The 25,614-nt window shown below is 69.3% G+C and carries 23 protein-coding genes; 8 read left to right on the top strand and 15 right to left on the bottom strand.

Going from position 1 to position 25,614, the window contains the following annotated elements; genetic code table 11:
* Nucleotides 1-10 precede the first annotated feature (10 nt).
* The 3 genes from ACZ7L6_RS18955 to ACZ7L6_RS18945 are packed head-to-tail and all read right to left on the bottom strand — an operon-like array spanning nucleotide 11 to nucleotide 4,607.
* On the bottom strand, nucleotides 11-826 hold the full coding sequence (locus tag ACZ7L6_RS18955; protein WP_471925219.1) for an HAD family hydrolase: 816 nt from the start codon (nucleotides 824-826) through the stop codon (nucleotides 11-13).
* The gene (locus ACZ7L6_RS18950) at nucleotides 826-3,417 is read right to left on the bottom strand and encodes a phosphoribosyltransferase (RefSeq protein WP_471925217.1); all 2,592 of its coding nucleotides are present in this window, start codon (nucleotides 3,415-3,417) and stop codon (nucleotides 826-828) included. The genes ACZ7L6_RS18955 and ACZ7L6_RS18950 overlap by 1 nt, the downstream gene beginning before the upstream one ends.
* A gap of 23 nt (nucleotides 3,418-3,440) precedes the next feature.
* The gene (locus tag ACZ7L6_RS18945) at nucleotides 3,441-4,607 is read right to left on the bottom strand and encodes an HpcH/HpaI aldolase/citrate lyase family protein (protein ID WP_471925215.1); all 1,167 of its coding nucleotides are present in this window, start codon (nucleotides 4,605-4,607) and stop codon (nucleotides 3,441-3,443) included.
* A gap of 187 nt (nucleotides 4,608-4,794) precedes the next feature.
* Between ACZ7L6_RS18945 and ACZ7L6_RS18940 the strand changes: the two genes are divergently transcribed.
* Nucleotides 4,795-5,598 (top strand): TerD family protein, encoded by an 804-nt coding sequence (locus ACZ7L6_RS18940; protein ID WP_471925213.1) that lies wholly within the window; start codon nucleotides 4,795-4,797, stop codon nucleotides 5,596-5,598.
* A gap of 112 nt (nucleotides 5,599-5,710) precedes the next feature.
* On the opposite strand, the gene ACZ7L6_RS18935 is transcribed toward ACZ7L6_RS18940, so the two are convergent.
* The 6 genes from ACZ7L6_RS18935 to ACZ7L6_RS18910 form a co-directional block, all read right to left on the bottom strand.
* The gene (locus ACZ7L6_RS18935) at nucleotides 5,711-6,448 is read right to left on the bottom strand and encodes a TerD family protein (protein ID WP_471925211.1); all 738 of its coding nucleotides are present in this window, start codon (nucleotides 6,446-6,448) and stop codon (nucleotides 5,711-5,713) included.
* A gap of 102 nt (nucleotides 6,449-6,550) precedes the next feature.
* A complete protein-coding gene (locus ACZ7L6_RS18930) occupies nucleotides 6,551-7,699 on the bottom strand; it encodes a DUF475 domain-containing protein (protein ID WP_471925209.1) in 1,149 nt (382 codons plus the stop codon).
* 125 nt (nucleotides 7,700-7,824) lie between these two features.
* Nucleotides 7,825-8,400: a TerD family protein gene (locus tag ACZ7L6_RS18925; RefSeq protein ID WP_398817642.1), complete on the bottom strand. Its 576-nt coding sequence runs from the start codon at nucleotides 8,398-8,400 to the stop codon at nucleotides 7,825-7,827.
* A gap of 140 nt (nucleotides 8,401-8,540) precedes the next feature.
* Entirely contained in the window at nucleotides 8,541-9,116 is a 576-nt protein-coding gene (locus ACZ7L6_RS18920; RefSeq protein WP_471925207.1) for a calcium homeostasis/redox stress adaptation protein, read from the bottom strand.
* Between the two features lie 157 nt (nucleotides 9,117-9,273).
* The gene (locus ACZ7L6_RS18915) at nucleotides 9,274-9,732 is read right to left on the bottom strand and encodes a peroxiredoxin (RefSeq protein WP_471925205.1); all 459 of its coding nucleotides are present in this window, start codon (nucleotides 9,730-9,732) and stop codon (nucleotides 9,274-9,276) included.
* A gap of 119 nt (nucleotides 9,733-9,851) precedes the next feature.
* Nucleotides 9,852-10,289, bottom strand: coding sequence for a DUF3052 domain-containing protein (locus ACZ7L6_RS18910; protein WP_031476285.1), 438 nt, complete (start codon nucleotides 10,287-10,289; stop codon nucleotides 9,852-9,854).
* 362 nt (nucleotides 10,290-10,651) lie between these two features.
* Here ACZ7L6_RS18910 and aceE point away from each other — a divergent pair, with 362 nt between their 5' ends.
* On the top strand, nucleotides 10,652-13,399 hold the full coding sequence (gene aceE, locus ACZ7L6_RS18905; protein ID WP_471925203.1) for a pyruvate dehydrogenase (acetyl-transferring), homodimeric type: 2,748 nt from the start codon (nucleotides 10,652-10,654) through the stop codon (nucleotides 13,397-13,399).
* 88 nt (nucleotides 13,400-13,487) lie between these two features.
* Nucleotides 13,488-14,240: a potassium channel family protein gene (locus ACZ7L6_RS18900; RefSeq protein WP_471925201.1), complete on the top strand. Its 753-nt coding sequence runs from the start codon at nucleotides 13,488-13,490 to the stop codon at nucleotides 14,238-14,240.
* Nucleotides 14,241-14,455: 215 nt separating this feature from the next.
* On the opposite strand, the gene ACZ7L6_RS18895 is transcribed toward ACZ7L6_RS18900, so the two are convergent.
* Complete coding sequence (locus ACZ7L6_RS18895) at nucleotides 14,456-14,761, bottom strand: small hydrophobic protein (protein ID WP_471925199.1); 306 nt, start codon at nucleotides 14,759-14,761, stop codon at nucleotides 14,456-14,458.
* 205 nt (nucleotides 14,762-14,966) lie between these two features.
* On the bottom strand, nucleotides 14,967-16,586 hold the full coding sequence (locus ACZ7L6_RS18890; RefSeq protein WP_471925197.1) for an MFS transporter: 1,620 nt from the start codon (nucleotides 16,584-16,586) through the stop codon (nucleotides 14,967-14,969).
* 66 nt (nucleotides 16,587-16,652) lie between these two features.
* Here ACZ7L6_RS18890 and ACZ7L6_RS18885 point away from each other — a divergent pair, with 66 nt between their 5' ends.
* From ACZ7L6_RS18885 to ACZ7L6_RS18875, 3 genes are all read left to right on the top strand, one after another.
* Nucleotides 16,653-17,279, top strand: coding sequence for a TetR family transcriptional regulator (locus ACZ7L6_RS18885; protein ID WP_471925195.1), 627 nt, complete (start codon nucleotides 16,653-16,655; stop codon nucleotides 17,277-17,279).
* A gap of 93 nt (nucleotides 17,280-17,372) precedes the next feature.
* Nucleotides 17,373-18,590 (top strand): alpha/beta hydrolase, encoded by a 1,218-nt coding sequence (locus ACZ7L6_RS18880; RefSeq protein WP_471925193.1) that lies wholly within the window; start codon nucleotides 17,373-17,375, stop codon nucleotides 18,588-18,590.
* Nucleotides 18,591-18,647: 57 nt separating this feature from the next.
* Nucleotides 18,648-19,508 carry a DUF4429 domain-containing protein gene (locus tag ACZ7L6_RS18875; RefSeq protein ID WP_471925697.1) on the top strand — a complete coding sequence of 287 codons (861 nt, stop codon included), beginning with the start codon at nucleotides 18,648-18,650 and terminating at the stop codon, nucleotides 19,506-19,508.
* An 89-nt stretch (nucleotides 19,509-19,597) separates the two neighbouring features.
* Here ACZ7L6_RS18875 and ACZ7L6_RS18870 read toward each other — a convergent pair whose 3' ends face one another.
* Both ACZ7L6_RS18870 and ACZ7L6_RS18865 read right to left on the bottom strand, forming a co-directional pair.
* On the bottom strand, nucleotides 19,598-20,611 hold the full coding sequence (locus ACZ7L6_RS18870) for an aldo/keto reductase (RefSeq protein ID WP_471925191.1): 1,014 nt from the start codon (nucleotides 20,609-20,611) through the stop codon (nucleotides 19,598-19,600).
* The gene (locus tag ACZ7L6_RS18865) at nucleotides 20,608-21,108 is read right to left on the bottom strand and encodes a MerR family transcriptional regulator (protein WP_471925189.1); all 501 of its coding nucleotides are present in this window, start codon (nucleotides 21,106-21,108) and stop codon (nucleotides 20,608-20,610) included. The genes ACZ7L6_RS18870 and ACZ7L6_RS18865 overlap by 4 nt, the downstream gene beginning before the upstream one ends.
* A 97-nt stretch (nucleotides 21,109-21,205) precedes the next feature.
* On the opposite strand from ACZ7L6_RS18865, the gene ACZ7L6_RS18860 reads away from it, so the two are divergent.
* Together ACZ7L6_RS18860 and ACZ7L6_RS18855 are read left to right on the top strand one after the other, a co-directional pair.
* Entirely contained in the window at nucleotides 21,206-21,676 is a 471-nt protein-coding gene (locus ACZ7L6_RS18860; RefSeq protein WP_471925187.1) for a GNAT family N-acetyltransferase, read from the top strand.
* Nucleotides 21,677-21,695: 19 nt separating this feature from the next.
* Nucleotides 21,696-22,511 (top strand): serine hydrolase domain-containing protein, encoded by an 816-nt coding sequence (locus ACZ7L6_RS18855; RefSeq protein WP_471925185.1) that lies wholly within the window; start codon nucleotides 21,696-21,698, stop codon nucleotides 22,509-22,511.
* Here the strand turns inward: ACZ7L6_RS18855 and ACZ7L6_RS18850 are convergent.
* Nucleotides 22,483-24,753, bottom strand: a complete 2,271-nt coding sequence (locus tag ACZ7L6_RS18850) for an MMPL family transporter (RefSeq protein WP_471925183.1) — start codon at nucleotides 24,751-24,753, stop codon at nucleotides 22,483-22,485. The two genes, ACZ7L6_RS18855 and ACZ7L6_RS18850, sit on opposite strands and share 29 nt — an antisense overlap.
* 96 nt (nucleotides 24,754-24,849) lie before the next feature.
* On the bottom strand, nucleotides 24,850-25,503 hold the full coding sequence (locus ACZ7L6_RS18845) for a pirin family protein (protein WP_471925695.1): 654 nt from the start codon (nucleotides 25,501-25,503) through the stop codon (nucleotides 24,850-24,852).
* Nucleotides 25,504-25,614: the final 111 nt, after the last annotated feature.

Genomic DNA, 25,614 nt, shown 5'->3' with positions numbered 1-25,614 from the left:
CCCGCGCCCCTTAGGGCGTCGGTGTACGGGTTGCCTTCAGGAACTCCCGCAGGATTCGCTCCCCCGCCAGCACACCCCTTTCCGGCAGAGCACTGATCGCCGGGGCCGTCCAGTCGGCGTCCGCCAGCTCCCCGTGTCCCGGCCGCCAGCCCCTGTCCGCAGCGAGCAGGAGGTCTGCGTCCAGCAAGGAGTCGCCGGCCGCCAGCGTGAGCTCCGCGCCCGTGCGCCGCGCCAGCTCGTGCATCGCGGCGCTCTTGGTGAGGGGCTTCGGGACGGCGTAGATCTTGCGGCCCTGGAGGGAGACCGTCCAGCCGCGGTTCTCCGCCCATACCGCGAGCTCCTTCACCCATTCCTCGGGCAGCAGTTCGCGCTCGACGACCAGGTAGGCGAAGAGGTCCTCGGCGACCCGGTGCTTGCGCACCCACGCCGGGGACGCCGTCGCCATCAGGTGGTCCTGCACCTCCGCGAGCGGCGCGCACTGCTCGGCCAGCCGCGCCGTGACCTGTGCGTGCCAGTCGGGGTCGGAGACGCCGTCGACCAGCAGGTGGCCGCCGTTGGCGCAGATGGCGTACTTCGGCGGCGGGCCCGGCAGGTTGATGCGCTGGTACTGCTTGCGGGTGCGGGTCGTGGTCGGCACGAAGACGGCCGCGTCGCCGAGGTCGGTCAGCAGCTGGGCCGCCGTCTCGGTCATGTACGACAGCGGCCTGCTCTCGTGCACCTCCACGCACAGCAGCCGGGGCGCCCGCGCGTCCGGCATGGTCAGCGCGAGGGCCGCGGAGGAGTAGATCAGCGTACGGTCGAGGTCGCTCGCCACCAGAACCGGCATCAGACGTTCACCGCCTTGCCGTCGGCGCCCGTCGCGCCCCGCGTGTACTTGGGGTGGATCAACCCCACGCAGGTGTACGGCAGTTCGGCGACCTCTTCCACCGGGACCCCTCTCTGTTCGGCCAGCAGACGTACATGGTCCAGGTCGGCGCCCGCCCCGGCCCGCGCGAGGATCTTCCAGGGCACGCGGCGCAGCAGCACCCGCGTGGTCTCGCCGACGCCCGGCTTGACGAGGTTCACGTCGTGGATGCCGTACTCCTCGCTGATGCGCTCGACGGCCTTCCAGCCCTCCCAGGTCGGCGCGCGGTCGGCGGACAGCAGTTCCTTGGCCTGGGCGTCGACGGCGTCCATGACCTCCGGGAAGCGGGCGGAGACGGCGTCGAGGAAGGCCACGGACACGTCGGTGCCGGCGAGTTCGCGGTAGAACTTCGCGCCGTGGTAGTCGTGCGGGCCGACCAGGTCGGCGCGCAGGACGGTGCGCGAGATCAGGCCGGAGACCGTGGAGTTGAGGCACGCGGACGGGATGAGGTAGTCGTCGCGGGTGCCGTACGTCCGCACGCAGGAGCCCGGGTCGGCCAGTACGGCGATCTCCGGGTCGAAGCCGGTGATGCCGTCGGACTGCTCGAACTCCTCGAGGGCGGCGGCCAGTTCGCGGGTGATGGCGCCCTTGCCGGTCCAGCCGTCGACGAAGACGACGTCCCGCGGGTCGTGGTGCTCGGCCAGCCAGCGCAGCGCGTTGGCGTCGATGCCGCGGCCGCGCACGATCGACACGGCGTAGTGCGGCAGGTCGAGGCCGTGCCGGAACTGGGCCCAGCGGCGCATCAGGACGCCGACGGGGGTGCCGGCGCGGGCGAGGGAGACGAGCACCGGGCGCGGCGACCGCTCGGCGAGGACGATCTCGGTGACCGCCCCGACCGCCTGCGCCAGCCGCGCCGCGGACTCCTCCAGCGCCGCGTGGAACAGCGCCTGGTACTGCTCGCTCGGCTGGTACTCCACCGGCAGCGACTCCGCGTAGTGCGCGCCGCCGCTCTGGATGGCCTCCTCGCGCTCCTCGGTCGGCGCCTCCAGCGTCACGTCCGAGAGATCCTGGAGCAGCCAGCCGACCTCCTCGGGGGCGTACGAGGAGAAGGCGGGGCCGCGGAGGGGCTCGGGGAGCATGGAGGGCCTTTCGGGGACGTACGAGGGGACGACCGCGAGGATGACGTGCGGGGTGTGGGCGGCCAACTGGGCCAACAGGCCGTCCGGGGCGTGCAGTTCGGGGGTGTCGCCGACCGAGTCGACCACGGCTATGACCGCGTCGAAGTCGGCACCGGCGACGTTGTAGGCGTAGCGCTCGCCGGGGCCGTCGGCGGGGTTGTCGTGGGCGGGGAAGACGATACGGCTGCGTATCGCGTAGCCGGGGTCGTCGACGGCCAGGACGGGCGAGCGGGTGGTGGTGGAGTACCGCACCTCGGCCTCCACGACCTGCTCCAGCTCACGTGCGAGTCGCAGCGGGGCGTACATCAGCTCTTCGAAGCCGAGCACGTGGACGCGGCGGGCGGCAGGGGGCAGTGCCTCTGCGAGGCGGGCTGCCATGGCCGGAAGGGCGCCTTCGAGGCGGGCGCGGTGCGCGGGGGTGAAGCCGTGGCGTCCGCCGTCGGGGAGGCCGGGGGGCCAGTGCAGGTCGACGCGGGTGATGCGGGAGTGGGTGGGGTTGTCGCCCGGGTGCGGGCCGGTGGGGGCTGGTCGCGCAGTTCCCCGCGCCTCTGAGGGGGTTGTCCGACCGTCGGTCTCAAAGCGCGCGGCACCGCCATCGCCCTCAAGGGGCGCGGGGAACTGCGCGACCAGCCGTGACGGCGCAGCAGACGACAGACCACCTATCGCGGCACCTTCTGCCTCGTACCGCGCCACCAACGCCTGCCCCTTCTCCAACACCCCCTCCGGCAACCGCACCGTCCCCGAAGCCGCCGCCACCAGATCCACCCGCGCACCGATCTCCCGCGCGAACTCCTCCAGCCGCCCCAAATCCGCCGCTGACCGCATATCCACCAGCGCCACCACGACGTACCGCCGCCGCGGATACCGCTCGTGAAGATCGCGGATCGTGTTCAGGACCGTGTTCCCGGTCGAGAACTCGTCGTCGACGAGGACCAGCGGCCCGTCCCCGGCCAGCAAGGCGGGATCCTCCGGCAGCAAAAGATGAGACGTGGCGTGCGAGTGGGACTCCTCGAAGCCGCCCGCCTGGGCGACCCCGGCGACCGGGCGGCGGGTGGAGTGCAGGTAGGGGGCGGAACCGATGCCGTCGGCGACGGAGTGGCCGAGGCCCGTCGCCGTCTCCGCGTAGCCGAGGACGACCGCCGCACCGGCCTCTTCGGCGCCCAAGAGCTCCCGTACCCGGCGTCCGAGGGCGAAGCCGGCGCCGTACACCACGGACGGTGACTGCGGTACGTGCTTGCCGAGCACGTTGGAGACCAGCAGGTGCGCCCGCTTGGGGTTGCGGCGCAGGGCGAGCCCCAGCAGCTCCGTGAGCTCGTCGTCGCCCACGAGCTGGACTCCGAGCCGCTCGGCGACCCAGCTGCCGGACCAGACCCCGTTGTTCACTGCGTTGTTCATGCGTCCCTTGGATAGAGGTGGGTTCAGCCGGGAATTCCGGCGGCCAGCAGATCCACGAAGCTGACGTCCTCGCGCGCGACGCCGAAGACCTCCGCGCGCAGCATGGTCCGCTCGGCCCAGGCTCGGTGCGGCTTCACCTCGTTCATCTTGTTCGTGTACGCCGACCTCAGCACACCCCCGCCGCCGCGCTCCGGCCGCAGGATGTCGACGGCGTCGCCGTACTCCTCGTGACTGACCACGGACAGTGCGTGCACCGCCGGCACATGGGAGGGATGGATGCAGGTCTTGCCCAGCAGACCGTTGGCGTGGTCGAGGGAGATCTCCCGCAGCAACCCGTCCATCGCGTGCTCAATCAGTTTCTCGCGCAGTTCGACGGCCTGTCCCTCCAGGAACGGGCTGGTGCGCAGCATCGGCTTGAACATGCGCTCGGGGACGCGGAAGTACTCCCACACCGGCCCGGTCACCGTGTACCCGGTGCCGTCGGCCCGCCCCAGCATGTTCACGACGTCGGCGATCACGGAGGCGACGATCTGGACGTCGTAGGCGGTCATGTCGGGCGCGCGCCGCAGCCCGTACGAGGAGCAGAAGTCGGTGACGCCGAGCCGCAGCGCGAGCACCCGGTCCCGGTACTTGTCGACGGCGCGGGCGATGCCCTCCAGGGCGTCCACGCGGGACTCCCGGTACATGAGCTCGGGCGTCTCCAGCACGGGCATGCCGAACAGCCGGTGCCCACCGGTGGTCTCGGCGGCGGCGAGGGCCTCCAGGAAGGGGATGCCGCGCTCCTCGGTGAACTTGGGGAACACGAACCCGGACAGCAGCCGCACGGCCGGGCCCAGGCGCCGGACGAGGTCGGGGATCTGCTCGGGCGTGCGCACCCGGACGAAGAGCAGCGGCAGTGCGGCGCCCGCCCGCCCCGCGAGATCCGCGAGCTGCCGGACGAGGTTCTCCTCGCCCGCCGCGACGTCCTCGTCGCCGATGGAGTCCTCCAGGCACAGCACCATCGAGACCACGCCGTTCCCCGCCTGCTTGACGATGTCGTCGGCGAGCCGCGGCCGGGTGGCCGGACTGTAGAGCGTGGCGCCCAGGGCCGCGGAGAGCAGCCGGGCCGGGGAGTCGGCGGTGAACTCGCACGGCTCCTGGTGGAAGAGGCGCTGCCGCACCTCCGGGGCGATGTGCCCGAAATGACGCATAGAACTCCCCCGTGGTGTCTCAGTGGCCCCTGTGAGCTGTTCACAGGTGGCCGGTAATAGTACGTAGATACCCATGTCGGGGGTTCCCGCAGGGCATGAATTTCTGGTAACGCGGACAAACACGAGCGCGCACGGTCCGCGTACCCCCGCGTTGTCGTGACCAGGACGGAGAGGGCAGGATGACGGCATGACGCACGCGATGTTGAAGGGGTCGAACGTCCCGCTCAAGGCCACGACGGTGCGCGCCGTGCTGCGCTGGACGCCCGGGCAGGGGGTCCCGGATGTCGATGCCTCGGCTCTGCTCCTCGGCCCCGACGGTCGTGTGCGCTCCGACGAGGACTTCGTCTTCTACAACCAGCCCCGGCACCCCTCCGGGAAGGTCTGGCGCCTCGGCAAGAAGCGGCTCGCCGAGGGCCTCACCGACACCATCCAGACAGATCTCGCCGGTGTCGAGCCCGACGTCGGTCAGATTCTGCTGGTCGCTTCGGCGGACGGCGTCACCTTCGACCGCGTACGGGACCTACGCATCCTGCTGTACGACGCGGCGGCCGCCGACGGCGACCCGCTGGCGTACTTCGACATCAAGCCGGAGACGGGCCAGGAGACCGCCCTGATCTGCGGTGAGCTGTACCGCCGCGGCGAGGGCTGGAAGTTCCGCGCCCTGGGCGAGGGCTACTCGGACGGCCTGAAGGGCCTGGCCACGGACTTCGGCATCTCGGTGGACGAGGCCGAGGCAGCACAGGAGCCCACGCCCGCCCCTGAGGTCTCCCAGCCGCTCCCGCCCGAGCAGCCGACGACGACGGTCCCGCCCCAGCCGTCCTACGGCTACCCCCAGCAGCCCCCGACCACGCAACCGGCCTACGGCTACCCCCAGCCGACCAGCCAGCCGGCCACGGCCCAGTCGGGCTACGGCTACCCGCCCCCGGTGACGGCAGCCCCGGTCCAGGAGTTCCAGCTGCCTCCACAGGGCCCACAATTCATCGGCCGGTGACGGGAGCGCCCCTCAAGGGGCGCGGGGAACTGCGCGACCAGGCACAACGAACCACCAGCCGCAAAACAACACAAGGCCCCGAGCTCTTGGGCGCAACGGCCAAGACCCAGCGTCAGCGTTCCGCTTTGGTCTTGTATCCGCGCCCCCACTGCAACCCCCACCCGAACAACCGGTCCAGCTCGGCCTGAAACCCGTAAACGAACTTCACCTCACGCCGAACCCACAGCTCACCCTTGATGTTCTCGATCATCACCACCGCACAGGACCGAGCCTGAGGGTGCCGCTCATCGAGACCTATCTCGATCCGGGGCCCGTTGCTCGGGTACAACGTGACGATCGCATGCGTACGGTCGAACGCCGGCGTCTGGTCATAGATGTACACGAAGACCAGCAGCCGCTTGATGTTCTCCCGGTGATCCAGGTTGACGTACATCGTCTCCCCGGACGCCGACCCGAACCGGTCGTCCCCGCTGAGCTTGACGTACGGCGGCGAGTTCACGTCCCCGAAGAACCCGCCCAGCGGCTGGACGACCCCCTTCGTCCCGTCGGCCAGCTCATACAGGCACCCGAGGTCCAGGTCGACATTGACCATGCTCTGGCTGTGCCCGAGCACCTCCGGCGGCTTGAGCGCCTTGAACGGATGCCTCAGCAGACTCTCCCGCTGCGACCCCCCGATGTCGGACGTCCGCATCCGCCACGCGAGGTTGATCCGCAGATGCCCCGTGGCAGCGCCTTGCTTCGTGAGCGACACCCGGTCGTGCCGCTTGGTCAGCTCGATCGAGTTCGTCGACGCATTGCCCGAGTCGAATTCAGCGGCTCGACCACGCCAGAGCCCGTCCAAGAAGCCCATTCCGCCCCCACGTCCCGCGAACAACCGCGTTCACTTGGAAAAACCGGCGGGGCGGCCGGAGCCCGGCCGCCCCGCACAGAGCGTTCCTCACTCGCAGGGGTGTCACACCCCGGACGAGACCTCAGTCTTCTCGTCCGAGGCCTCCGCTTTTCCCTCCGCGGCGGCGAGCGCGCGGTTGCGGCGGACCGAGGACCAGAAGGACCAGCCGATCAGGACCACACCGACCAGACCGGTGATGATCTCGTTGATCTCGTACTGGATGGTGACGAGCAGGATCATGGCGAGCGCGCCGATCGCGTAGTGCGCGCCGTGCTCCAGGTAGACGTAGTCGTCGAGGGTGCCCTGACGCACGAGGTACACGGTCAGCGACCGGACGTACATCGCGCCGATACCGAGGCCCAGCGCCATCAGGACGATGTCGTTGGTGATGGCGAAGGCGCCGATCACGCCGTCGAAGGAGAAGGACGCGTCCAGGACCTCGAGGTAGAGGAACATGAAGAACGCGGCCTTGCCGGCCAGGGCGACCGCGGAGCGCGGCTTGCCGCTGCGCTCGGCTTCTTCCTCCGCCTCGTGCTCGCGTTCCTCCTCCTCTTCGAGCTTGCCCTCGAAGTAGCCGGAGAGACCGCCCACGATCATGTACGTGATCAGACCCGCGATACCGGAGAGCAGAACCGTCTCCGCCTTGTCGACGTGCGCACCGCCGTGCTGGTGGGCGTTGGTCGCGAAGGTCAGGGCCGAGATCAGCAGGACGACCAGCGCGATGCAGACCGACAGCATGTCGACCTTGCCGAGCTTGGCCAGCGGGCGCTCCAGCCAGCCGAGCCACTTGATGTCCCGGTCCTCGAAGATGAAGTCCAGGAAGATCATCAGCAGGAACATGCCACCGAACGCGGCGATCGCCGGGTGGGCGTCGGTGACGAGCTCCTGGTAGCGGTCCTTGTCGCTGAGGGCGAGGTCGACCGCCTCGATGGGTCCGAGCGACGCGCTGATCGCGACGATCACGACGGGGAAGACCAGTCGCATACCGAAGACGGCGATCAGGATGCCGACGGTGAGGAAGATCTTCTGCCAGAAGGCATTCATCTTCTTCAGGATCCCGGCGTTGACCACCGCGTTGTCGAAGGACAGCGAGATCTCGAGGACGGAGAGGATCGCCACGATGCCGAAGGCGGTCCACCCCCCGAAGAGGACCGCTGCAACCAGGCCGAGCGCGGTGACCGCGAACGACCAACCGAAGGTTTTCAGAACCACTGGCTACCCAATCCTGTGTGTACGGGGCTCCCCCGCGCCGCACTCGGCTTTACGAACTTTTGAAGCCGAAGTCTAGTCGGCCCCTCTTCGCATCCCACCCGGGCCCGGCTTTTGCTCATATCGCGTTATGAGACGTTGACCCCGAAGTCCAGTGCGATGCCGCGGAGTCCGGACGCGTACCCCTGTCCCACCGCCCGGAACTTCCATTCCCCCTGGTACCGGTAGACCTCGCCGAAGATCATGGCGGTCTCGGTGGAGGCGTCCTCGCTCAGGTCGTAGCGGGCGAGCTCCTGCCCGTCGGCCTGGTTCACCACGCGGATGAAGGCGTTGCTGACCTGGCCGAAAGTCTGGCCGCGCTCGTCGGCCATGTGGATGGAGACGGGGAAGACGATCTTGTCGCAGTGGGCCGGCACCTTCGACAGGTCGACCAGGATCGACTCGTCGTCGCCGTCACCCTCGCCGGTGAGGTTGTCCCCGGTGTGCTCCACCGAGCCGTCCGGGCTCTTGAGCTGGTTGTAGAAGACGAACCACTCATCGCCCAGAACCCGTCCGCCGTTGCACATCAGGGCGCTGGCGTCGAGGTCGAAAGGGGCTCCGGTGGTGGAGCGTGCGTCCCAGCCGAGCCCGATCATCACCTGAGTGAGGTTCGGTGCGGCCTTGGACAGGGAGACGTTTCCTCCCTTGGCGAGCGTGACGCCCATGATGCTGATCCTCCCCAGGGTGTTGCTTCTTTGGTTGTCCTGCGCATCCGGCGCCGCACCCAAACGAATGCGGCGCCGGAGTCAGCCAGTGGCGTCCTGGACTCTCACGCCTCGGTCGTCGAACGCAGGGGTTCGACGACTCAGACGTTCACGCCGAAGTCCTGCGCGATGCCGCGCAGGCCCGAGGCGTAGCCCTGGCCGATGGCGCGGAACTTCCACTCCGCGCCGTGCCGGTACAGCTCGCCGAAGACCATCGCGGTCTCGGTGGACGCGTCCTCGCTGAGGTCGTAGCGCGCGATCTCGGCGCCGCCGGCCTGGTTCACCACGCGGATGAACGCGTTGCGGACCTGGCCGAAGGACTGCTGGCGGTTCTCGGCGTCGTAGATCGACACCGGGAAGACGATCTTCTCGATGTCGGCCGGGACGCCGGCGAGGTTGACCTTGATCTGCTCGTCGTCGCCCTCGCCCTCACCGGTGAGGTTGTCGCCCGTGTGCTCGACCGAGCCGTCGGGGCTCTTGAGGTTGTTGAAGAAGACGAAGTGCTGGTCGCTGCCGACCTTTCCGGCGTTGTTCAGCAGCAGCGCGCTCGCGTCGAGGTCGAAGTCGGTGCCGGTCGTGGTGCGGACGTCCCACCCCAGACCGACGATGACCGCGGTGAGGCCGGGGGCCTCCTTGGTCAGTGATACGTTGCCGCCCTTGCTGAGGCTGACTCCCACGAGTCCTCCATTGGTGTCCAGGGGCGGGGAGCCCCGCCGTGCGTTTGATATCGGATCAACGAGTCGATCCTAGTGACGGGTTCCCGTACCTCGCAGGCCTTGATGCCGAAGAATCACAGGTGTCGGTGACAGCCGGGATCATCGGTGCGGGGCGGGATCAGAGGGTGTCGAGCGCCTTGACGTACTCGGTCAGGTCGCGCGCGTCCGGCAGCGCGTTGACGACGGTCCAGCGCACCACGCCCTCCTTGTCGATGACGAAGGTGCCGCGCACCGCGCAGCCCTTGTCCTCGGCGAAGACGCCGTAGGCGCGGCTGACCTCGCCGTGCGGCCAGAAGTCGCTGAGCAGCGGGTACTCCAGGCCCTCCTGCTCGGCGAAGACGCGCAGGGTGTGGATGGAGTCGTTGGAGACGGCGAGCACCTGCGTGTCGCGGTCGGAGAACTTCGGCAGGTTGTCGCGGACCTCGCACAGCTCGCCGGTGCACACGCCGGTGAAGGCGAAGGGGTAGAAGAGCAGGACGACGTTCTTGGAACCGCGGAAGTCGGAGAGCTTCACGGTCGCGCCGTGGTTGTCCTTGAGCTCGAAGTCGGGGGCCTTGTCGCCGACCTGGATCGCCATCGTCGTGGATGTCCCTTCGGTGGGGCTGTTCGGGTGGCACCCACCCTATGCAGCGGCCACCGCGGCCCGTGCAGGAGGCCGGGCCGGGCCTGTCGGCCCGGCCCGGCACCGTCACCGAATCACTTCTTGGTCTTCGCGGCCTTGGGCGTCACCAGCCGGCTGCCGCTCCAGTCCTTGCCGACGCTGACGCTCTTGGACGCCGACAGACCCGCCGTCGTCGCGGCTTCCGAGATGTCGCTGGGCTCCACGTAGCCGTCACGGCCGGTCTTCGGCGTGAGCAGGAGGATCGAGCCGCCCTCTTCGATGTACGTGGTGGCGTCCACCAGCGCATCCGTCAGGTCGCCGTCCTCGTCGCGGAACCACAGCACCACGGCATCGGCGACGTCGTCGTAGTCCTCGTCCACGAGCTCGTTGCCGACGACTTCCTCAATGGCCTCGCGGAGTTCCTGGTCTACGTCCTCGTCGTAGCCGATCTCCTGGACCACCTGCTCGGGCTGGAACCCCAGCCTGACGGCAGGGTTCGTCCGCTCCTCCGCGTGGTCCGCGGTCGCGCTCACGGGTTGCCTCCTGATCATGTCTTGGGAATAACTCAGCCACGCGCGTGCGCGAAGCATTGGCCGTAGTCCACACGGGCGGGACGGATCGCGCAAGTACCCGGCCGTTCAGACCGCCGAAACGGTGACGATCCTGAACGTGTCACCGCAACTCCAGGCACACCATCATCGTCTCAAGGTGACGCACACCACGCCAATGTGCCCCCTTTGTGCGTTTGGGAACCATGCGTGGGCACTCAGCCGTTCATAAGGCACTGGTTACCCCACAGTAGAGATGACGTTTGGCCCCCCGAGGTACACGATGGGGAGCGGTGCAGACACCCAGAAACCCCAGTAACACGGCCCTCTGACAGGTAAGGAACAGCGTGGCTTCCGGATCCGATCGCAACCCGATCATCATTGGCGGCCTTCCGAGTCAGGTTCCTGACTTCGATCCCGAGGAAACCCAGGAGTGGCTCGACTCCCTCGACGCCGCCGTCGACCAGCGTGGCCGGGAGCGGGCCCGCTACCTGATGCTGCGGCTGATCGAGCGGGCCCGCGAGAAGCGCGTGGCCGTGCCCGAGATGCGCAGCACGGACTACGTCAACACGATCGCCACCAAGGACGAGCCGTTCTTCCCGGGCAACGAGGAGATCGAGCGCAAGATCCTCAACGCCACCCGGTGGAACGCCGCCGTCATGGTGTCCAGGGCCCAGCGCCCGGGGATCGGCGTCGGCGGCCACATCGCCACCTTCGCCTCCTCCGCCTCGCTCTACGACGTGGGCTTCAACCACTTCTTCCGGGGCAAGGACGAGGGCGACGGCGGCGACCAGGTCTTCTTCCAGGGTCACGCCTCTCCGGGCATCTACGCGCGCGCCTTCCTGCTCGACCGCCTCAGCGACCAGAACCTGGACGCGTTCCGCCAGGAGAAGTCGAAGGCGCCGTACGGGCTGTCCAGCTACCCGCACCCGCGGCTGATGCCGGACTTCTGGGAGTTCCCGACGGTGTCGATGGGCCTCGGCCCGATCGGCGCGATCTACCAGGCGCGGATGAACCGCTACATGGAGGCGCGCGGCATCGCGGACACCTCCAAGTCGCATGTGTGGGCGTTCCTGGGCGACGGCGAGATGGACGAGCCGGAGTCGCTCGGCCAGCTGTCCATCGCCGCCCGTGAAGGCCTGGACAACCTCACTTTCGTCGTCAACTGCAACCTGCAGCGCCTCGACGGGCCGGTGCGCGGCAACGGCAAGGTCATCCAGGAGCTGGAGTCGGTCTTCCGGGGCGCCGGCTGGAACGTGATCAAGCTCGTCTGGGACCGGACCTGGGACCCGCTGCTCGCGCAGGACCGCGACGGCGTGCTGGTCAACAAGATGAACACCACGCCGGACGGCCAGTTCCAGACCTACGCCACCGAGACCGGCGCCTACATCCGCGACCACTTCTTCGGCGACGACCACCGGCTGCGCGCCATGGTCGAGGGCATGACCGACGACCAGATCCTGCACCTGGGCCGCGGCGGTCACGACCACCGCAAGATCTTCGCGGCGTACTCGGCGGCCCGCGCCCACAAGGGCCAGCCGACCGTGATCCTCGCCAAGACGATCAAGGGCTGGACGCTCGGTCCGAACTTCGAGGGCCGCAACGCCACGCACCAGATGAAGAAGCTGACGGTCGACGACCTCAAGCGCTTCCGTGACCGGCTGCACCTGCCGATCTCCGACAAGGACCTGGAGAGCGGGCTCCCGCCGTACTACCACCCCGGACGGGACTCCGAGGAGATCCAGTACATGCACGACCGCCGCAAGGGGCTCGGCGGTTACGTCCCCACGCGCGTGGTGCGCTCCAAGCCGCTGGCGCTGCCGGACGACAAGGCGTACGCGACCGTGAAGAAGGGCACGGGCCAGCAGTCCATCGCGACGACCATGGCCTTTGTCCGGCTCCTCAAGGACCTCATGCGGGACAAGGAGCTCGGCAAGCGGTTCGTGCTGATCGCGCCGGACGAGTACCGCACGTTCGGCATGGACTCGTTCTTCCCGAGCGCGAAGATCTACAACCCGCTGGGCCAGCAGTACGAGGCCGTCGACCGCGACCTGCTCCTCGCCTACAAGGAGTCGCCGACCGGCCAGATGCTGCACGACGGCATCTCGGAGGCCGGCTGCACCGCCTCGCTGATCGCGGCGGGCTCGGCGTACGCCACGCACGGCGAACCGCTGATCCCGGTGTACGTGTTCTACTCGATGTTCGGTTTCCAGCGCACCGGCGACCAGTTCTGGCAGATGTCGGACCAGCTGGCGCGCGGTTTCGTACTCGGTGCGACCGCCGGCCGTACGACGCTGACCGGTGAGGGCCTGCAGCACGCCGACGGCCACTCGCAGCTGCTCGCCTCGACCAACCCGGGCTGTGTGGCGTACGACCCGGCGTTCGGGTTCGAGATCGCGCACATCGTCAAGGACGGTCTGCGGCGCATGTACGGACGTTCCGAGGAGCACCCGCACGGCGAGGACGTCTTCTACTACCTCACCGTCTACAACGAGCCGATCCAGCACCCGGCCGAGCCGGAGAACGTGGACGTCGAGGGCATCCTCAAGGGCATCTACCGCTTCAGCGAGGGCACTTCGGGCTCGATCCCCGCGCAGATCATGGCGTCGGGTGTGGCCCTCCCCTGGGCGATCGAGGCGCAGAAGATCCTCGCCGAGGAGTGGAACGTCAAGGCCGACGTCTGGTCGGCGACCTCCTGGAACGAGCTGCGGCGCGAGGCCGTGGAGTGCGAGGAGCACAACCTGCTGCATCCGGAGGAGGAGCAGCGGGTGCCGTATGTGACGCGGAAGCTGACCGGGGCCCAGGGGCCGTTCGTGGCCGTCTCCGACTGGATGCGGTCGGTGCCGGACCAGATCGCCCGGTGGGTGCCGGGGACGTACCAGTCGCTGGGTGCGGACGGCTTCGGGTTCGCGGACACCCGCGGGGCGGCCCGACGCTTCTTCCACATCGACGCGCAGTCGGTGGTCGTCGGCGTGCTGACGGAGCTGGCGAAGGAGGGGAAGGTGGACCGGTCGGTGCTGAAGCAGGCGATCGACCGCTACCAGCTGCTCGATGTGTCGGCGGCCGATCCTGGGGCCGCGGGCGGCGACGCGTAGCGTCGGGGCGTCAATGGCTCGAGGGGGTGGTGTGCCCGTGGGTGACCTGCGGGATACACCGCCCCTTCACATTTCCTACGATGCGGCCATGAAGGTAGCTCCCGCACAAGTGCGTTGGGAACGGCATACCCAGCGGCCGCTCTTCGGTCTGGCGCTGGCGTTCGCCGTGGCCTATGCCGTGCCGATCGTCGAGCCCGACGCGAACCGGGACGTGGTGACCGCGTGCCTCGCCGTGGAGTGGGTCGTGTGGGGTGCGTTCGCGGTGGACTACGTCATACGGCTCGTTCTCGCCGAGCGGCGGCGGGAGTTCGTGCGGACGCACTGGCTGGATCTGTGTGCCGTCGTACTGCCGCTGGTGCAGCCGTTGCGACTGCTGCGGCTCGTGTCGACGTTGCTGCTCGTCGGGCAGCGGGCGCGGATGGCCTCGCAGATCCGGCTGACGACCTACGTCGCCGGGTCGGTGGTGGGGCTGATGATGTTCGGTTCGCTGGCCGTGCTGTCCGTGGAGCGGGATGCGCCGGGCGGGAACATCAAGACGCCGGGTGACGCGGTGTGGTGGTCCTTTACGACCATGACGACCGTGGGGTACGGGGATCATGCGCCGACCACGGGGCTGGGGCGGATGATCGCGGTCGGGTTGATGCTGTCCGGGATCGCCTTGCTGGGTGTGGTGACCGCGAACATCGCCGCGTGGTTCATAGCTCGGTTCGAGATGGACGACGTGGAGGAGCGGCGCCAGACGGAGGCGATACGGGTGCTGACGGAGGAGGTCCGGGCGCTGCGGGCGGAGGTTGCAGAGCTGTCGGGCAACCAGAAGGTCGGCGGGGAGCAGGTCCGTTAGCTGGTTGCCCGGCGTGAGGGCTGGTGTGGGGGTGGGGACGCTCGCCCGCGCCGGCGGGGTGCCGCCCTTCCTTGGGTCGGGAGCCGCCCCAGCGGCACGACTTCCCGCAGGCTGGGCAGGTTGCAACGCCCTGAGGGGCGCGGGGAACTGCGCGACCAGCCCCCACCGCCCGCAGTCGCCATCGAACCCGAAGTCCCGAGCTCTCAGGCGAACTGTCAGAACATGCCGTTCCCCGGTGTCGCCGCCCCCGCCAGCCAGATGATCGCCAGCAGCGTGTCTATCGCGCCCAACACCACCGCGATCAGGGCGGGAACGGGGCGGGCCCCGGTCCAGCTGCGGCCCATCGCCAGCCAGCCGCAGGCGATCGCCACGGGGCCCAGGATGATGCCCAGGACGAAGAACCCGGCGACCGCGCAGATGGTTCCGACGATTCCGAGCGTCGCGCGATCCGGCCCGGTCCGTGACCACGTCCGGCCACGTGAGCGGGGGTACCTGCGCGTTCCATGTCCGAAGCCCGCCATCGTCAACTCCCTGAGTCGGCGTTCGACTTGGCGAGTACCCACGGTGCGCCGGTCATTCCTGCGGATTCCGGGCCGTAGGCGCGCTGTCCCCCTCCGGCAGCGCGCCGCAGGCCCCGGCTTGACCCAATGTGACGCGCCGCGCGTGCCGGAGGGGAGGGATCCCCGGCGGAGTCACCCTGATAGGCGAACTCCGCCGGAATCGGCGTCAGATGTGCGCCGCGCCCGCGCCCGCCTCCGCGTTCTCGCCCCGCTTGGTGAGGAAGGCGACGAAGACCGCGACGACCGCCACACCCGCGGCGACCAGGGACGCCAGGCTCATGCCGGAGATGAACGTGTCGTGCGCCACGTCCGTGATCTTCGCGGCGATCTGCTCCGGGGTGCCCGGGGCCACCGGTGGCATGCCGACCTGGACCGCCTCGGAGGCCTGGGCCTCCTGGGCCGCCGTCAGCGGCGGGAGTCCCGCGTCCGTCCAGTTGCCGGCGAGGTCGCTGTCGACCTTGGAGGCCATGACGGCGCCCAGGACGGCCGTACCGAGGCTGCCGCCGATCTGCATCGCGGCCTGCTGGAGACCACCGGCCACGCCGGACAGCTCCATGGGCGCGTTGCCGACGATGACCTCGGTGGCGCCGACCATGACCGGTGCGAGGCCGAGGCCGAGCAGGGCGAACCAGACCGACATGATGCCGCTGCCGGTGTTCGTGTCCAGCGTGGACATGCCGTACATGGCGATGGCGGTGGCCGCCATGCCGCCCGCCAGCGGAATGCGCGGGCCCAGCTTGGTGATCAGCGCTCCCGCGAGCGGGGAGCCGACGATCATCATGCCGGTGAGCGGCAGCAGGTGCAGGCCCGCGTCGATCGGGCTCATGCCGTGGACGTTCTGCAGATAGAACGTCACGAAGAACAGGCCGCCCATGAAGGCGATGGCCATCAGGACCATCAGGACGACGCCCGCGGAGAGCGGGAGGGACCGGAACAGCGCCAGCGGGATCAGCGGCTCCTTCACCTTCGTCTCCCAGAAGGCGAAGAGCGCGAAGCCCAGGACCGACGCCGCTATGAACGCCCACGTCTTGCCGTCGCCCCAGCCCCACTCGGGGGCCTTGATCAGGGCCCAGACCAGACAGAACATCGCGGCCGACAGCAGGGCGATGCCCAGGAGGTCGAAGGAGCGCGGGGCGTTCTCGGCGCGGTGGTCGAGCAGGATCACGACGCCGAGGACGACGGCGACGATGCCGACCGGCACGTTGATGAAGAACACCGACTGCCAGTTGACGTGCTCGACGAGGACGCCGCCGAGGATCGGGCCGCCCGCGGTGGAGGCGCCGATGACCATGCCCCAGATGCCGATGGCCATGTTCAGCTTCTCGGCCGGGAAGGTCGCGCGCAGCAGGCCGAGCGCGGCCGGCATCAGCAGCGCGCCGAACAGGCCCTGCAAGACACGGAAGGTGACCACCAGCGCGATGCTGTCGGACAGGCCGATGGCACCGGAGGCGGCCGCGAAGCCGACCACGCCTATCAGGAAGGTCTGGCGGTGGCCGAAGCGGTCGCCGAGCTTGCCGGCGGTGATCAGGGAGACCGCGAGGGCCAGGAAGTAACCGTTGGTGATCCACTGGACCTGGGCGAAGGTCGCGCCGAGGTCCTTCTGGATGGCCGGGTTGGCGATGGCCACGATGGTGCCGTCGAGGGCCACCATCATGACCCCCACTGCGACGGTGATGAGGGTGAACCAGGGGTGCCCGCGCAGCCCCTTGGCCGGCGTCGCGTCCGACGGAGTTGCCGGTGCCTTGCCCCCCGACCCCGTCGTTTCGATGGTGGTCTGACTAGTCATGCGTGCGAGGCTAATGACAGCCGCTGACAATTGACAAACCAATTCACAAGTCGGTAACTGACAGCTATGGAAACACTGCGCGAACGCAAGAAGCAGCGCACCCGGGACGCACTGCTGCGCACCGCGCTGGAGCTCTTCACCACGCAGGGATACGAGCACACGACCGTCGACGACATCGCCGACGCGGTCGACGTCTCGCAGCGGACCTTCTTCCGCTACTTCGCCGGCAAGGAGGAGGCCGCCCTCGCACTGGAGGAGATGACGGTGGCGCACTTCGTGACGGCGGTGCGCGGGCGTCCGCCGCACGAGGCCCCCATGGAGGCGCTGCGGCAGGCGGTGCTGGAGGGCTGGGACACGCTCAACGACGTGATCGAGGCGGTCGTACCGGTCGAGCTGTTCCTGCGCATGTACCAGGTGATCGAGTCGACGCCCGTCCTGCTCGCCGCCCATCTGCGGCGCTCGGTGGAGATCGAGGAGGCGATCGCACGCATCCTCGCCGAGCGCGAGGGCGTCGACATCGACGCCGATCCACGGCCGCGGCTGGCGGTGGCCGTCTTCGGCGGGGTGATGCGACTGACGGAGCGTCAGTGGAGCACCGGGGAAGACTTCAGCCTCGACGCCATGCGGACGTTGACCATCTCATATCTCGAACAGGTGGGCCCCGCACTCAGCGAGAGCTGGCGAACACGCTGAGGTCATGGGCGTGTTCCCACCGACGTGATCGAAACGTGATACCCGTCACTTGGTTAACGCGAGACCCTCTCGTTCTCCTAGTGTGTCCTCCCAGTGACTTCCTTCGACACGTCCCCGCAACTGAACGTCTGGCGCGCCCTGCTCGCGCTGGCCGTGGTGTTCGTGATGCTGGCGACCACCGGTTGGACCGCCCTGCGCCACCACCGGAGCACCCCGCCGCTCCAGGCCTCACTCAGCGCCTGGGAGCGCGGCAGCATAGCCGGACACCGGCTGCCGGACGCCGACTCCTCCCCCGCCCGGCTCGCCCGCTTCTTCGCCTCGCTCACCGACCAGCAGCGCGGCAGCCTCGCCCGCCGCTACCCGCTCGCGGTCGGCAACATGAACGGCGCCCCGGTCCAGCTGCGCTACCGCGCCAACCGCATCGCGCTCGACGAGGCGCGCAAGGTCGAGCGGGGGCGCATGCACGACAAGAGACTCACGCCGGACGGGCAGCGTGAGGCGGGGCGTCGTATGCACCGCTTCGAGGCGATGATGCGGGCGGACCGGCACATCCTCGCCTTCGACCCGGAGGGCTCGGGGCGTGCCGCGGAGGTCTTCGGCGATCTGACGAAGGCCGAGCGGATCTCGGTCGTCGTCCCCGGCGTCGACACCAACGTGCTGACCTTCCAGCGCACCAGCCGCAAGTACTCGGCACCGGTCGGCATGGCGCAGTCCCTGTACGCCGCCGAGCGCGCCGCGAGCCCTTCGACGCATACGGCCGTGATCGCCTGGGCCGACTACACCGCGCCGGACGGTCTGGGCATCGACTCGGCGACGGCGATGCGGGCGCGGTCCGGGGCCGTACGTCTGAACGCGCTGGTGCGGGCGCTGCCCGGCAGCTCACCGGTCTCCCTCTTCTGCCACAGCTACGGCTCGGTGCTGTGCGGCCTGGCCGCGCACACGCTGCCGGAACGGGTGGCCGACATAGCGGTGGCCGGCAGCCCCGGCATGCGGGTCGAGAAGGCCTCCCAGCTGCGTACCTCCGCGCGGGTGTGGGCGATGCGGGACGCGGACGACTGGGTGCAGGACGTGCCGTATCTCGAGCTCGGCGGGCTGGGACACGGGGAGGACCCGGTCTCGGCGGTGTTCGGGGCGCGGGTGCTGTCGGCACGGGACGCGAAGGGGCACGGCGGCTATTTCGAGCCGGGTACGGACAGCGTGGCCAACTTCGCCGAGATCGGGGTTGGCGCGTACGGGTCGGTGCGGTGTGCCGACGATGCCGAGGCCTGTCGGGCGGGTTTGTCCGGCACGGCGTCGGTCGGACGCGCGTAGAGGCGCAGGAACTGCGGTCTGCGCGGGGTGGCGACGGAGGAGCGCGTGCCGCATACGATGAGCCGCATGGGTGACGTACTGGCCGGATTTCATGCCGCCTGGGAGTTCGAGTCCGACTCCGTGCTCATCCGTTACGAACGGGGGATTCGAACACCTAAGCTCTTCTCGGCGCTGGGGGAACGCCGTGTTCCGCTCGATGCGATCGCCGGGGTGACGCTGACGCCGGGGAAGCGGGGCACTGTGGTGCTGCGCGTCGAGCCCCGTGCCGGCGCCGATCCGCTGATGGAGGCGGCGGCCGGGCAGCTGAAGGAGGGGTGCGATCCGTATCGGCTGGTGCTGCCCGCGGACAAGGAGACGCTGGCCGAGTACTACGCCGACGAGTTGCGGGCGCAGCTGTCCGGTTCCGGGTCCGCCGAGGAGTTCCTGGTGGCCGCCCCCGAGGTGCCGTTGCAGTTCAAGGCGTACGACGGGAAGGCGTCCTTCGACGGTAAGACGGTGCACTTCCGGTGGTTCTGGACGGGAGCGTCGTCGGCGAAGTGGAAGGCCGGGGATCAGAGCTTTCCGGTCGCCGAGTTGAGCGGGGTCGAGTGGCGCTCCCCCGAGCTCTTCGAGGGACATCTGCGGTTGCTGCGGCGGGACTCCGCCGACGGGCCTGCTGCGCAGGCTGATCAGGATCCGGCGGCCGTTGTCTTCGGGCTCGGGTATGGGCCGGTGCATGAGTCGTTGCCGTTCGCTGCGGCGGTGTTGGCGGCGGTACAGAAGTCCGGGCCGGTTGCCGCGGTGCCGGCGTCGGCACCGCGGCGCGACCCTGCCGATATCGCTGAGCGGATTCGTCACCTAGGAGAGCTGCACAAGGCAGGGTTGGTGACGGATGAGGAGTTCTCGGTGAAGAAGGCCGAGTTGTTGGCGGAGCTTTAGGACTAAGCGTCTGCCGGGTGCGATCGGTTGTCGGCTGCGGGTAGTTCGTGGTTGCTCGCGCAGTTTCCCGCGCCCCTTGGGGCGTTGTCCTACTCCCTGCCCGCAGAAGCGAACCGCATATCCGCGTACCTGTCGCCTGCCACCTTTGAGGCGATCGGCTCGAGCAGGGCCAGCTCCTCCTCGGTCAGGACTATGCGGGTGGCCGCTGTGTTTTCCTCCACCCTTCCCGGCTTGCGTGTGCCCGGGATCGGGATCACCGGCAGGTCGTGCACTGCCCCCTGTTGCTGGACCCACGCCAGGGCAATCTGGCCCAGGGAGGCGCCGTGGGACTCGGCGACCGTGCGGATCGGGTCCAGGAGGGTGGCGTTCGCGGCTGCGTTCTCGCCTGTGAAGCGGGGCTGTTGGCGGCGGAAGTCGTCGGACGTGAGGTCCTCGGCCTTGGCGAAGGAGCCGGTGAGGAAGCCTCGGCCCAGCGGGGAGTAGGGGACCAGGGTCACACCCAGGTCGCGGGCCGCGGGGACCACCTTCGGCTCGATGTCGCGGCTGAACAGCGACCATTCCGACTGGACGGCAGCGATGGGGTGGACGGCGTGCGCGGCGCGCAGCTCGTCCGCCGTCACCTCGCTCAGGCCCAGCTGCTTGACCTTGCCCTCGCGGACCAGCTCGGCCATGACGCCGACGGTCTCCTCGATGGGGACGTTCACATCCCGGCGGTGCATGTAGTAGAGGTCGATCACGTCGACGTCCAGGCGCCTCAGGCTCGCCTCGACGCACTGACGTATGTAGGGCGCGTCGTTGCGGATGATCCGCTTCGTCGGGTCGTCGGGGTCGATCGCCAGGGCGAACTTGGTGGCGATGACGACCTCGTCGCGGTGCGCCTTGAAGAACGGCGACAGGAACCTCTCGTTCTCCCCCGCGCCGTACGCGTCCGCCGTGTCGTACAGCGTGACGCCCAGTTCCAGCGCCCGCTCCAGGGTCGCCCTGGACTCGTCCGCGTCCGAGGGGCCGTACGCGAAGCTCATGCCCATGCAGCCGAGGCCCTGGACACCCACCTCGGGTCCCGTCGCGCCGAGTCGTGCCGTTGCGATCCTGCTGTCCGTCATCCGGCCTTCTCCACCTTCTGCGTCTTCTCGTGCTCGTACGTCTTGTCCTGCTCGTACAGACGGCCCGCGTCCGCATAGAAACTGATCTTCCGGTCGAGCACCGCCAGCGTGTCCTGGAGCTCGGCGATCCGGGCGAGGACGTCGCGGCGGGTCGACTCCAGCAGTTCGAAGCGCTCGCCGAACGTGTGGTCGCCCTCGCGCACCAGCTCGGCGTACCGGACCATGTCGGCGACCGGCATGCCGGTGAGCCGCAGCTTGCCGACGAGGTCGAGCCAGTCCAGGTCGCGGTTGCTGTAGCGGCGCTGGCCCGTGTGCGAGCGGCCGATGTGCGGCATGAGGCCGATCCGCTCGTACCAGCGCAGGGTGTGGGCCGTCAGCCCGGTGAAGGCGACGACCTCGCTGATCGTGTAGCTGTCCTGGCCTTCCGGCCGCCGGTGCGGGTGCGGCGGGGCGGCGCAGCTGTCGGTCCTGGTACTCGTGGTCTCCATCACCGTCATGCGCTCCACGCTATGACCTTGGAGTGCGCTCCAAGCAAGCGGAAACGGTAAGAAAACCACGGGACGTGGCGTGATCGCCGTGGTTGGCGTGCGGGACATGAGTCTCGTACGCCGTGCCACGCCCGAGGACGCGGAGGAAGTGCTGCGTCTGCGCCAGGTGATGATCGACGCGCTGCCCGACGGGGACAGTTCCACCGGCTGGCACCTGGAGTCCCTGCCGGGGCTGAGAGCGAAGCTGGGCGAGGCGGACGGGGACTTCGCGGCGTTCGTCGTCGACCACCCGGACCGGCCGGGGGAGTTGGCGGCGCTGGTGGTCGGGACGGTCGACTACCGGATCGGCAAGGCGGGCAACCCGCGCGGGCTGGCCGGGTACGTCTTCAGCGTCGCCACCGATCCCGGGGCCCGGCGCCGCGGGTACGCCCGCGCGTGCATGGACGAGCTGCTGGTGTGGTTCCGCGAGCGGGGCGCCGGGCAGGTCATGCTCACCGCGTCCCCGGAGGCCGAGCCGCTCTACGCCTCCCTCGGCTTCGTCCACAAGCCGGACCCCGCAATGATTCTGAAGCTCTGAGCGGCTTAGGCTCACAGGTATGTCCTTGCAGAGCCTCGCACTGATCGAGAACTGGCCCGTCCCCACCGCCGCCGCGGGTGTCGTACGGGCGGACGGCACGGTCCTGGGTACGCACGGTCCGGTCGGACACCGCTTCCCCCTCGCCTCGGTCACCAAGCCGCTGGCGGCGTACGCCGCCCTCGTCGCGTACGAGGAGGGGGCCGTCGAGCTCGACGAGCCGGCCGGGCCGGAGGGGTCGACGGTGCGGCATCTGCTCGCGCACACCTCGGGGCTGGCCTTCGACGAGCACCGGGTGACGGCCCCGCCCGGGGAGCGGCGGTTGTACTCCAACGCCGGGTTCGAGCAGCTCGGGGACCACATCGCCAAGGCGACGGACATCCCGTTCGCGGAGTATGCGCGGCAGGCGGTGCTGGAGCCGCTGGGCATGACGGCCACGACGCTGGAGGGCTCCCCGGCGAAGGACGGGGTGTCGACGGTCGAGGACCTCCTGCGGTTCGCGGCCGAGGTGCAGGCACCGCGGCTGCTGGACCCGCGGACGGTCGCCGAGGCGATGACCGTGCAGTACCCGGGGACGAAGGGCGTACTGCCGGGATACGGGCACCAGAACCCGAACGACTGGGGGCTCGGCTTCGAGATCCGCAGCGGCAAGTCGCCGCACTGGACGGGTTCGTCGTCCTCCCCGCGCACCTTCGGGCATTTCGGGCAGTCCGGTACGTTCCTCTGGATCGACCCGGACGCCCGGGCGGCCTGCGTCGCGCTGACGGACCGGGCGTTCGGGCCGTGGGCGATCGAGGCGTGGCCGGCCTTCACCGACGCCGTGCTCGCCGGGCTGTAGCCCGGTCGGTGGCCCCTTCTCCGGCCCGGGGCTCGGGCTCCGGGCGGGTCCCGAGGGTCTCGGACTCTCCCTCGGTGTCGATGTGCGGCAGCGCCCGGTCCAGCCACCTCGGTGTCCACCATGCGTGCCGGCCCAGCAGGGTCAGCACGGCGGGCACCATGAGCAGGCGGACCACGGTGGCGTCGATGAGCACGCTGACGGCGAGGCCCAGGCCCAGCATCTTGACCACGATGTTGTCGCTGACGATGAAGGCGGCGAAGACGCTCACCATGATCAGCGCCGCGCAGGTGATCACCCGGGCGGTGATCTCCAGCGCGTGGGCGACCGACGCCTTGGCGTCCCCCGTGCGCAGCCAGGCCTCGTGCACCCGGGAGAGCAGGAAGATCTCGTAGTCCATGCTCAGCCCGAAGATGATGGCGAACATCATCATCGGCACATAGCTCTCGATGGGCACCTTGCCGTTGACGCCCAGCGCGGGCCCGCCCCAGCCCCACTGGAAGACGGCGACGACGACACCGTACGAGGCGGCGATGGACAGGACGTTGAGGACGGCCGCCTTGAGGGCGACCAGCAGGCCGCGGAAGACCGCGAGGACGATCAGGAAGGCCAGGGCGACCACGACGCCGATGATCAGCGGCAGCCGGCTCGCGACGATGTCGCGGAAGTCGACCTGCGCGGCCGTCGTGCCGGTGACATAGCCCTTGGCGTCGGTGCCGGAGACCGCGTCGGGCAGCGTGTCGTCGACGAGCCGGTTGGTGAGGTCGGTGGTGTCCGCGTCCTGCGGGGACTTTGCCGAGTAGACGGTGCCGAGCAGGACGTCCCCGTCCTTCGTCGGTGTCAGGGGCGTGACGAAGGACGTCCCGGACACGTCGCCCAGAGTCTGCTGGGCCTTCGAGGCCAGGTCCGAGCGCTGCGCGTCCGGGACGGAGCTCTGGTCGATGACGACGGTGAGCGGCCCGTTGGAGCCGGGGCCGAACGCGTCCGTCATCAGGTCGTAGGCCCGCCGGTCGGTGAAGGACGTCGGATCGGCGCCGTCGCCGATGTGGCCGAGCTGGATCGAGAAGACGGGGATGGCCAGCACGGCGATGGTCGCGAGGCCCGCGGCCAGGAACCGCAGGGGCGCGTGCTCCACACGCTGGGCGTAGCGGTGCCAGGTGCCCTGGGAGGTGTCGCCCCCGGCGTCGGTCTCGGCGACGGGCTTGCGCACGTGATAGCGGTCGACGTGGCGGCCGATCAGCCCCAGCAGGGCCGGGACCAGCGTCAGCGCACCCAGGACGGCCGAGACGACCGTGACGGCCGCGGCGACCCCGAGCTTGCCGATGAAGCTCACGCCGGACACCCACAGGCCCATGAGGGCGACGATCACCGTCGTACCGGACACGAGCACCGCGCGTCCGCTGGTGGCGGCGGCGTGGCCGGCGGCGCGCACCGGGTCCGCGCCGTCCATCAGGTTCTGCCGGTGCCGGGTGATCAGGAAGAGCGCGTAGTCGATGCCGACGCCGAGGCCGATCATCGTGGCGATGGTGGGTGACACCGTGGCGAAGGTGAACGCGAGGGCGAGCAGCCCGAGGCAGGCGAGACCGCCGACCACACTGATCAGCGCGGTGATCAGGGGCAGCCCGGCGGCGATCACACTGCCGAACCCGACCAGCAGCACCACGATGGCGACGGCGAAGCCGATCAGCTCGCTCACCCGGTCGTCGGCGGCGGGCCGCGCCAGCTCACCGAGCGATCCGCCGTACTCGACGTCGGCGCCGGCCCCTCTCAGCGGCTGTACGGCGTCGTCGACCCCGTCGAGGTAACTGTCGCCGAGGAGGGACGGCTGCTCGTCGAAGCGGATGGTGATGTACCCGGTCTTCCCGTCGGAGGACACGGGCCCGACCTTCGAGGAGGTGGCGTCCAGGGGGTTCTGCACGGCCAGGACATGCGGCAGTTTCTGCAGGTCGGCGACGGTGGCGGACATCTGCGAGCCGAGTGAGGCCAGCGCCTTGTCGTCGTCGTGCAGGACGATCTGGCTGCTGTAGCCCCCGGCCTGCGGATCGTGCTGCTCGAGAATGTCCAGCCCCTCCTGGGACTGCACGTCGGACAGGGCGAAGTCGTCGGAGTAGGTCCCGCCGTGGATGTGGTTCAGGGCCTGCAGCCCACCCAGGGCCACCACCCACGCAACCATCACGATCACGAAGTGATGGGCACACCACTCACCGAGCCGCCGCAGCCCACCTTTGGCTTTCCCTCTGACCATGGCCCCGGCTCTTCTCTGCCGAGCGAGTGTCGGACACCTCCATTGCACGCCTCATGGACCACTCCGTCATCTCGAGCCCCACGCGCCTGTCCGGCTTCAGCCCGCCATCTCCCAGACCAGCAGCTCCGCCGCGCTCACCGCCACCGCCTCCACGTCCTTGCCGTCCGTGATCCGGGCCGCGTCACCGGCGCTCAACTCCTCGCCGCCCAGCCGCACTTCACCGCGCACGACATGGATGTACACATACGCCCCGTCCGGCACCGCCGTCCGCTCCCCCGCCCCCAGACGCCGCACGTGGAGCATGGCGCCCGCCTCCGGGACGGCGTACGGCGTCGAGTCCGCGATGCCGTGGACGATCTCGTACGACGGGTCGCCGCCCGGCGTGAGCGGGGCCAGCCAGGTCTGGATGAAGGTCAGGGGGCTGTCGGCATCGTTGCGCTCCACGTGCCGTACACCGCCCGCCGAGCTGAGCCGCTGCACGTCCCCGGGGCGGACCCGCGTCTCGTGGCCGGCCGAGTCACGGTGGGTCAGTTCGCCCTCGACAACCCACGTCACGATCTCGGTGTGGCTGTGCGGGTGCTCGTCGAATCCGGCGCCGGGCGCGAGCCGCTCCTCGTTGCAGGCGATCATCGCGCCGAAGCGGAGGTTGTCCGGGTCGTAGTGGGGCCCGAATGAGAAGGCGTGGCGTGACTCGATCCCCGCTGCCGGGTCCCCTCCGGGATAGCGCTCCGCGGCGCGCCGTACGTCCATCACGGCACCACGGTAGCCGGGCCAACCAGCCCACACCGACGCCGAGCAAGAGCCACCCAACCGCACGGTCCCCACATGACGCCGAGCAACGGCCCACCCAACCGCACGGCC

Source organism: Streptomyces sp. NPDC107522, assembly GCF_055657525.1.
The sequence above is the reverse complement of the archived record's forward strand: the minus strand, read 5'-3'. Positions and strand labels throughout refer to the sequence as shown.

Coding starts and splice junctions, on each gene's coding strand:
- ACZ7L6_RS18955 (WP_471925219.1), bottom strand. CDS start 826: ATGCCGGTTCTGGTGGCGAGCGACCTCGACCGTACGCTGATCTACTCC.
- ACZ7L6_RS18950 (WP_471925217.1), bottom strand. CDS start 3,417: ATGAACAACGCAGTGAACAACGGGGTCTGGTCCGGCAGCTGGGTCGCC.
- ACZ7L6_RS18945 (WP_471925215.1), bottom strand. CDS start 4,607: ATGCGTCATTTCGGGCACATCGCCCCGGAGGTGCGGCAGCGCCTCTTC.
- ACZ7L6_RS18940 (WP_471925213.1), top strand. CDS start 4,795: ATGACGCACGCGATGTTGAAGGGGTCGAACGTCCCGCTCAAGGCCACG.
- ACZ7L6_RS18935 (WP_471925211.1), bottom strand. CDS start 6,448: ATGGGCTTCTTGGACGGGCTCTGGCGTGGTCGAGCCGCTGAATTCGAC.
- ACZ7L6_RS18925 (WP_398817642.1), bottom strand. CDS start 8,400: ATGGGCGTCACGCTCGCCAAGGGAGGAAACGTCTCCCTGTCCAAGGCC.
- ACZ7L6_RS18915 (WP_471925205.1), bottom strand. CDS start 9,732: ATGGCGATCCAGGTCGGCGACAAGGCCCCCGACTTCGAGCTCAAGGAC.
- ACZ7L6_RS18900 (WP_471925201.1), top strand. CDS start 13,488: ATGAAGGTAGCTCCCGCACAAGTGCGTTGGGAACGGCATACCCAGCGG.
- ACZ7L6_RS18895 (WP_471925199.1), bottom strand. CDS start 14,761: ATGGCGGGCTTCGGACATGGAACGCGCAGGTACCCCCGCTCACGTGGC.
- ACZ7L6_RS18890 (WP_471925197.1), bottom strand. CDS start 16,586: ATGACTAGTCAGACCACCATCGAAACGACGGGGTCGGGGGGCAAGGCA.
- ACZ7L6_RS18885 (WP_471925195.1), top strand. CDS start 16,653: ATGGAAACACTGCGCGAACGCAAGAAGCAGCGCACCCGGGACGCACTG.
- ACZ7L6_RS18875 (WP_471925697.1), top strand. CDS start 18,648: ATGAGCCGCATGGGTGACGTACTGGCCGGATTTCATGCCGCCTGGGAG.
- ACZ7L6_RS18870 (WP_471925191.1), bottom strand. CDS start 20,611: ATGACGGACAGCAGGATCGCAACGGCACGACTCGGCGCGACGGGACCC.
- ACZ7L6_RS18865 (WP_471925189.1), bottom strand. CDS start 21,108: ATGACGGTGATGGAGACCACGAGTACCAGGACCGACAGCTGCGCCGCC.
- ACZ7L6_RS18860 (WP_471925187.1), top strand. CDS start 21,206: ATGAGTCTCGTACGCCGTGCCACGCCCGAGGACGCGGAGGAAGTGCTG.
- ACZ7L6_RS18855 (WP_471925185.1), top strand. CDS start 21,696: ATGTCCTTGCAGAGCCTCGCACTGATCGAGAACTGGCCCGTCCCCACC.
- ACZ7L6_RS18850 (WP_471925183.1), bottom strand. CDS start 24,753: ATGGTCAGAGGGAAAGCCAAAGGTGGGCTGCGGCGGCTCGGTGAGTGG.
- ACZ7L6_RS18845 (WP_471925695.1), bottom strand. CDS start 25,503: ATGGACGTACGGCGCGCCGCGGAGCGCTATCCCGGAGGGGACCCGGCA.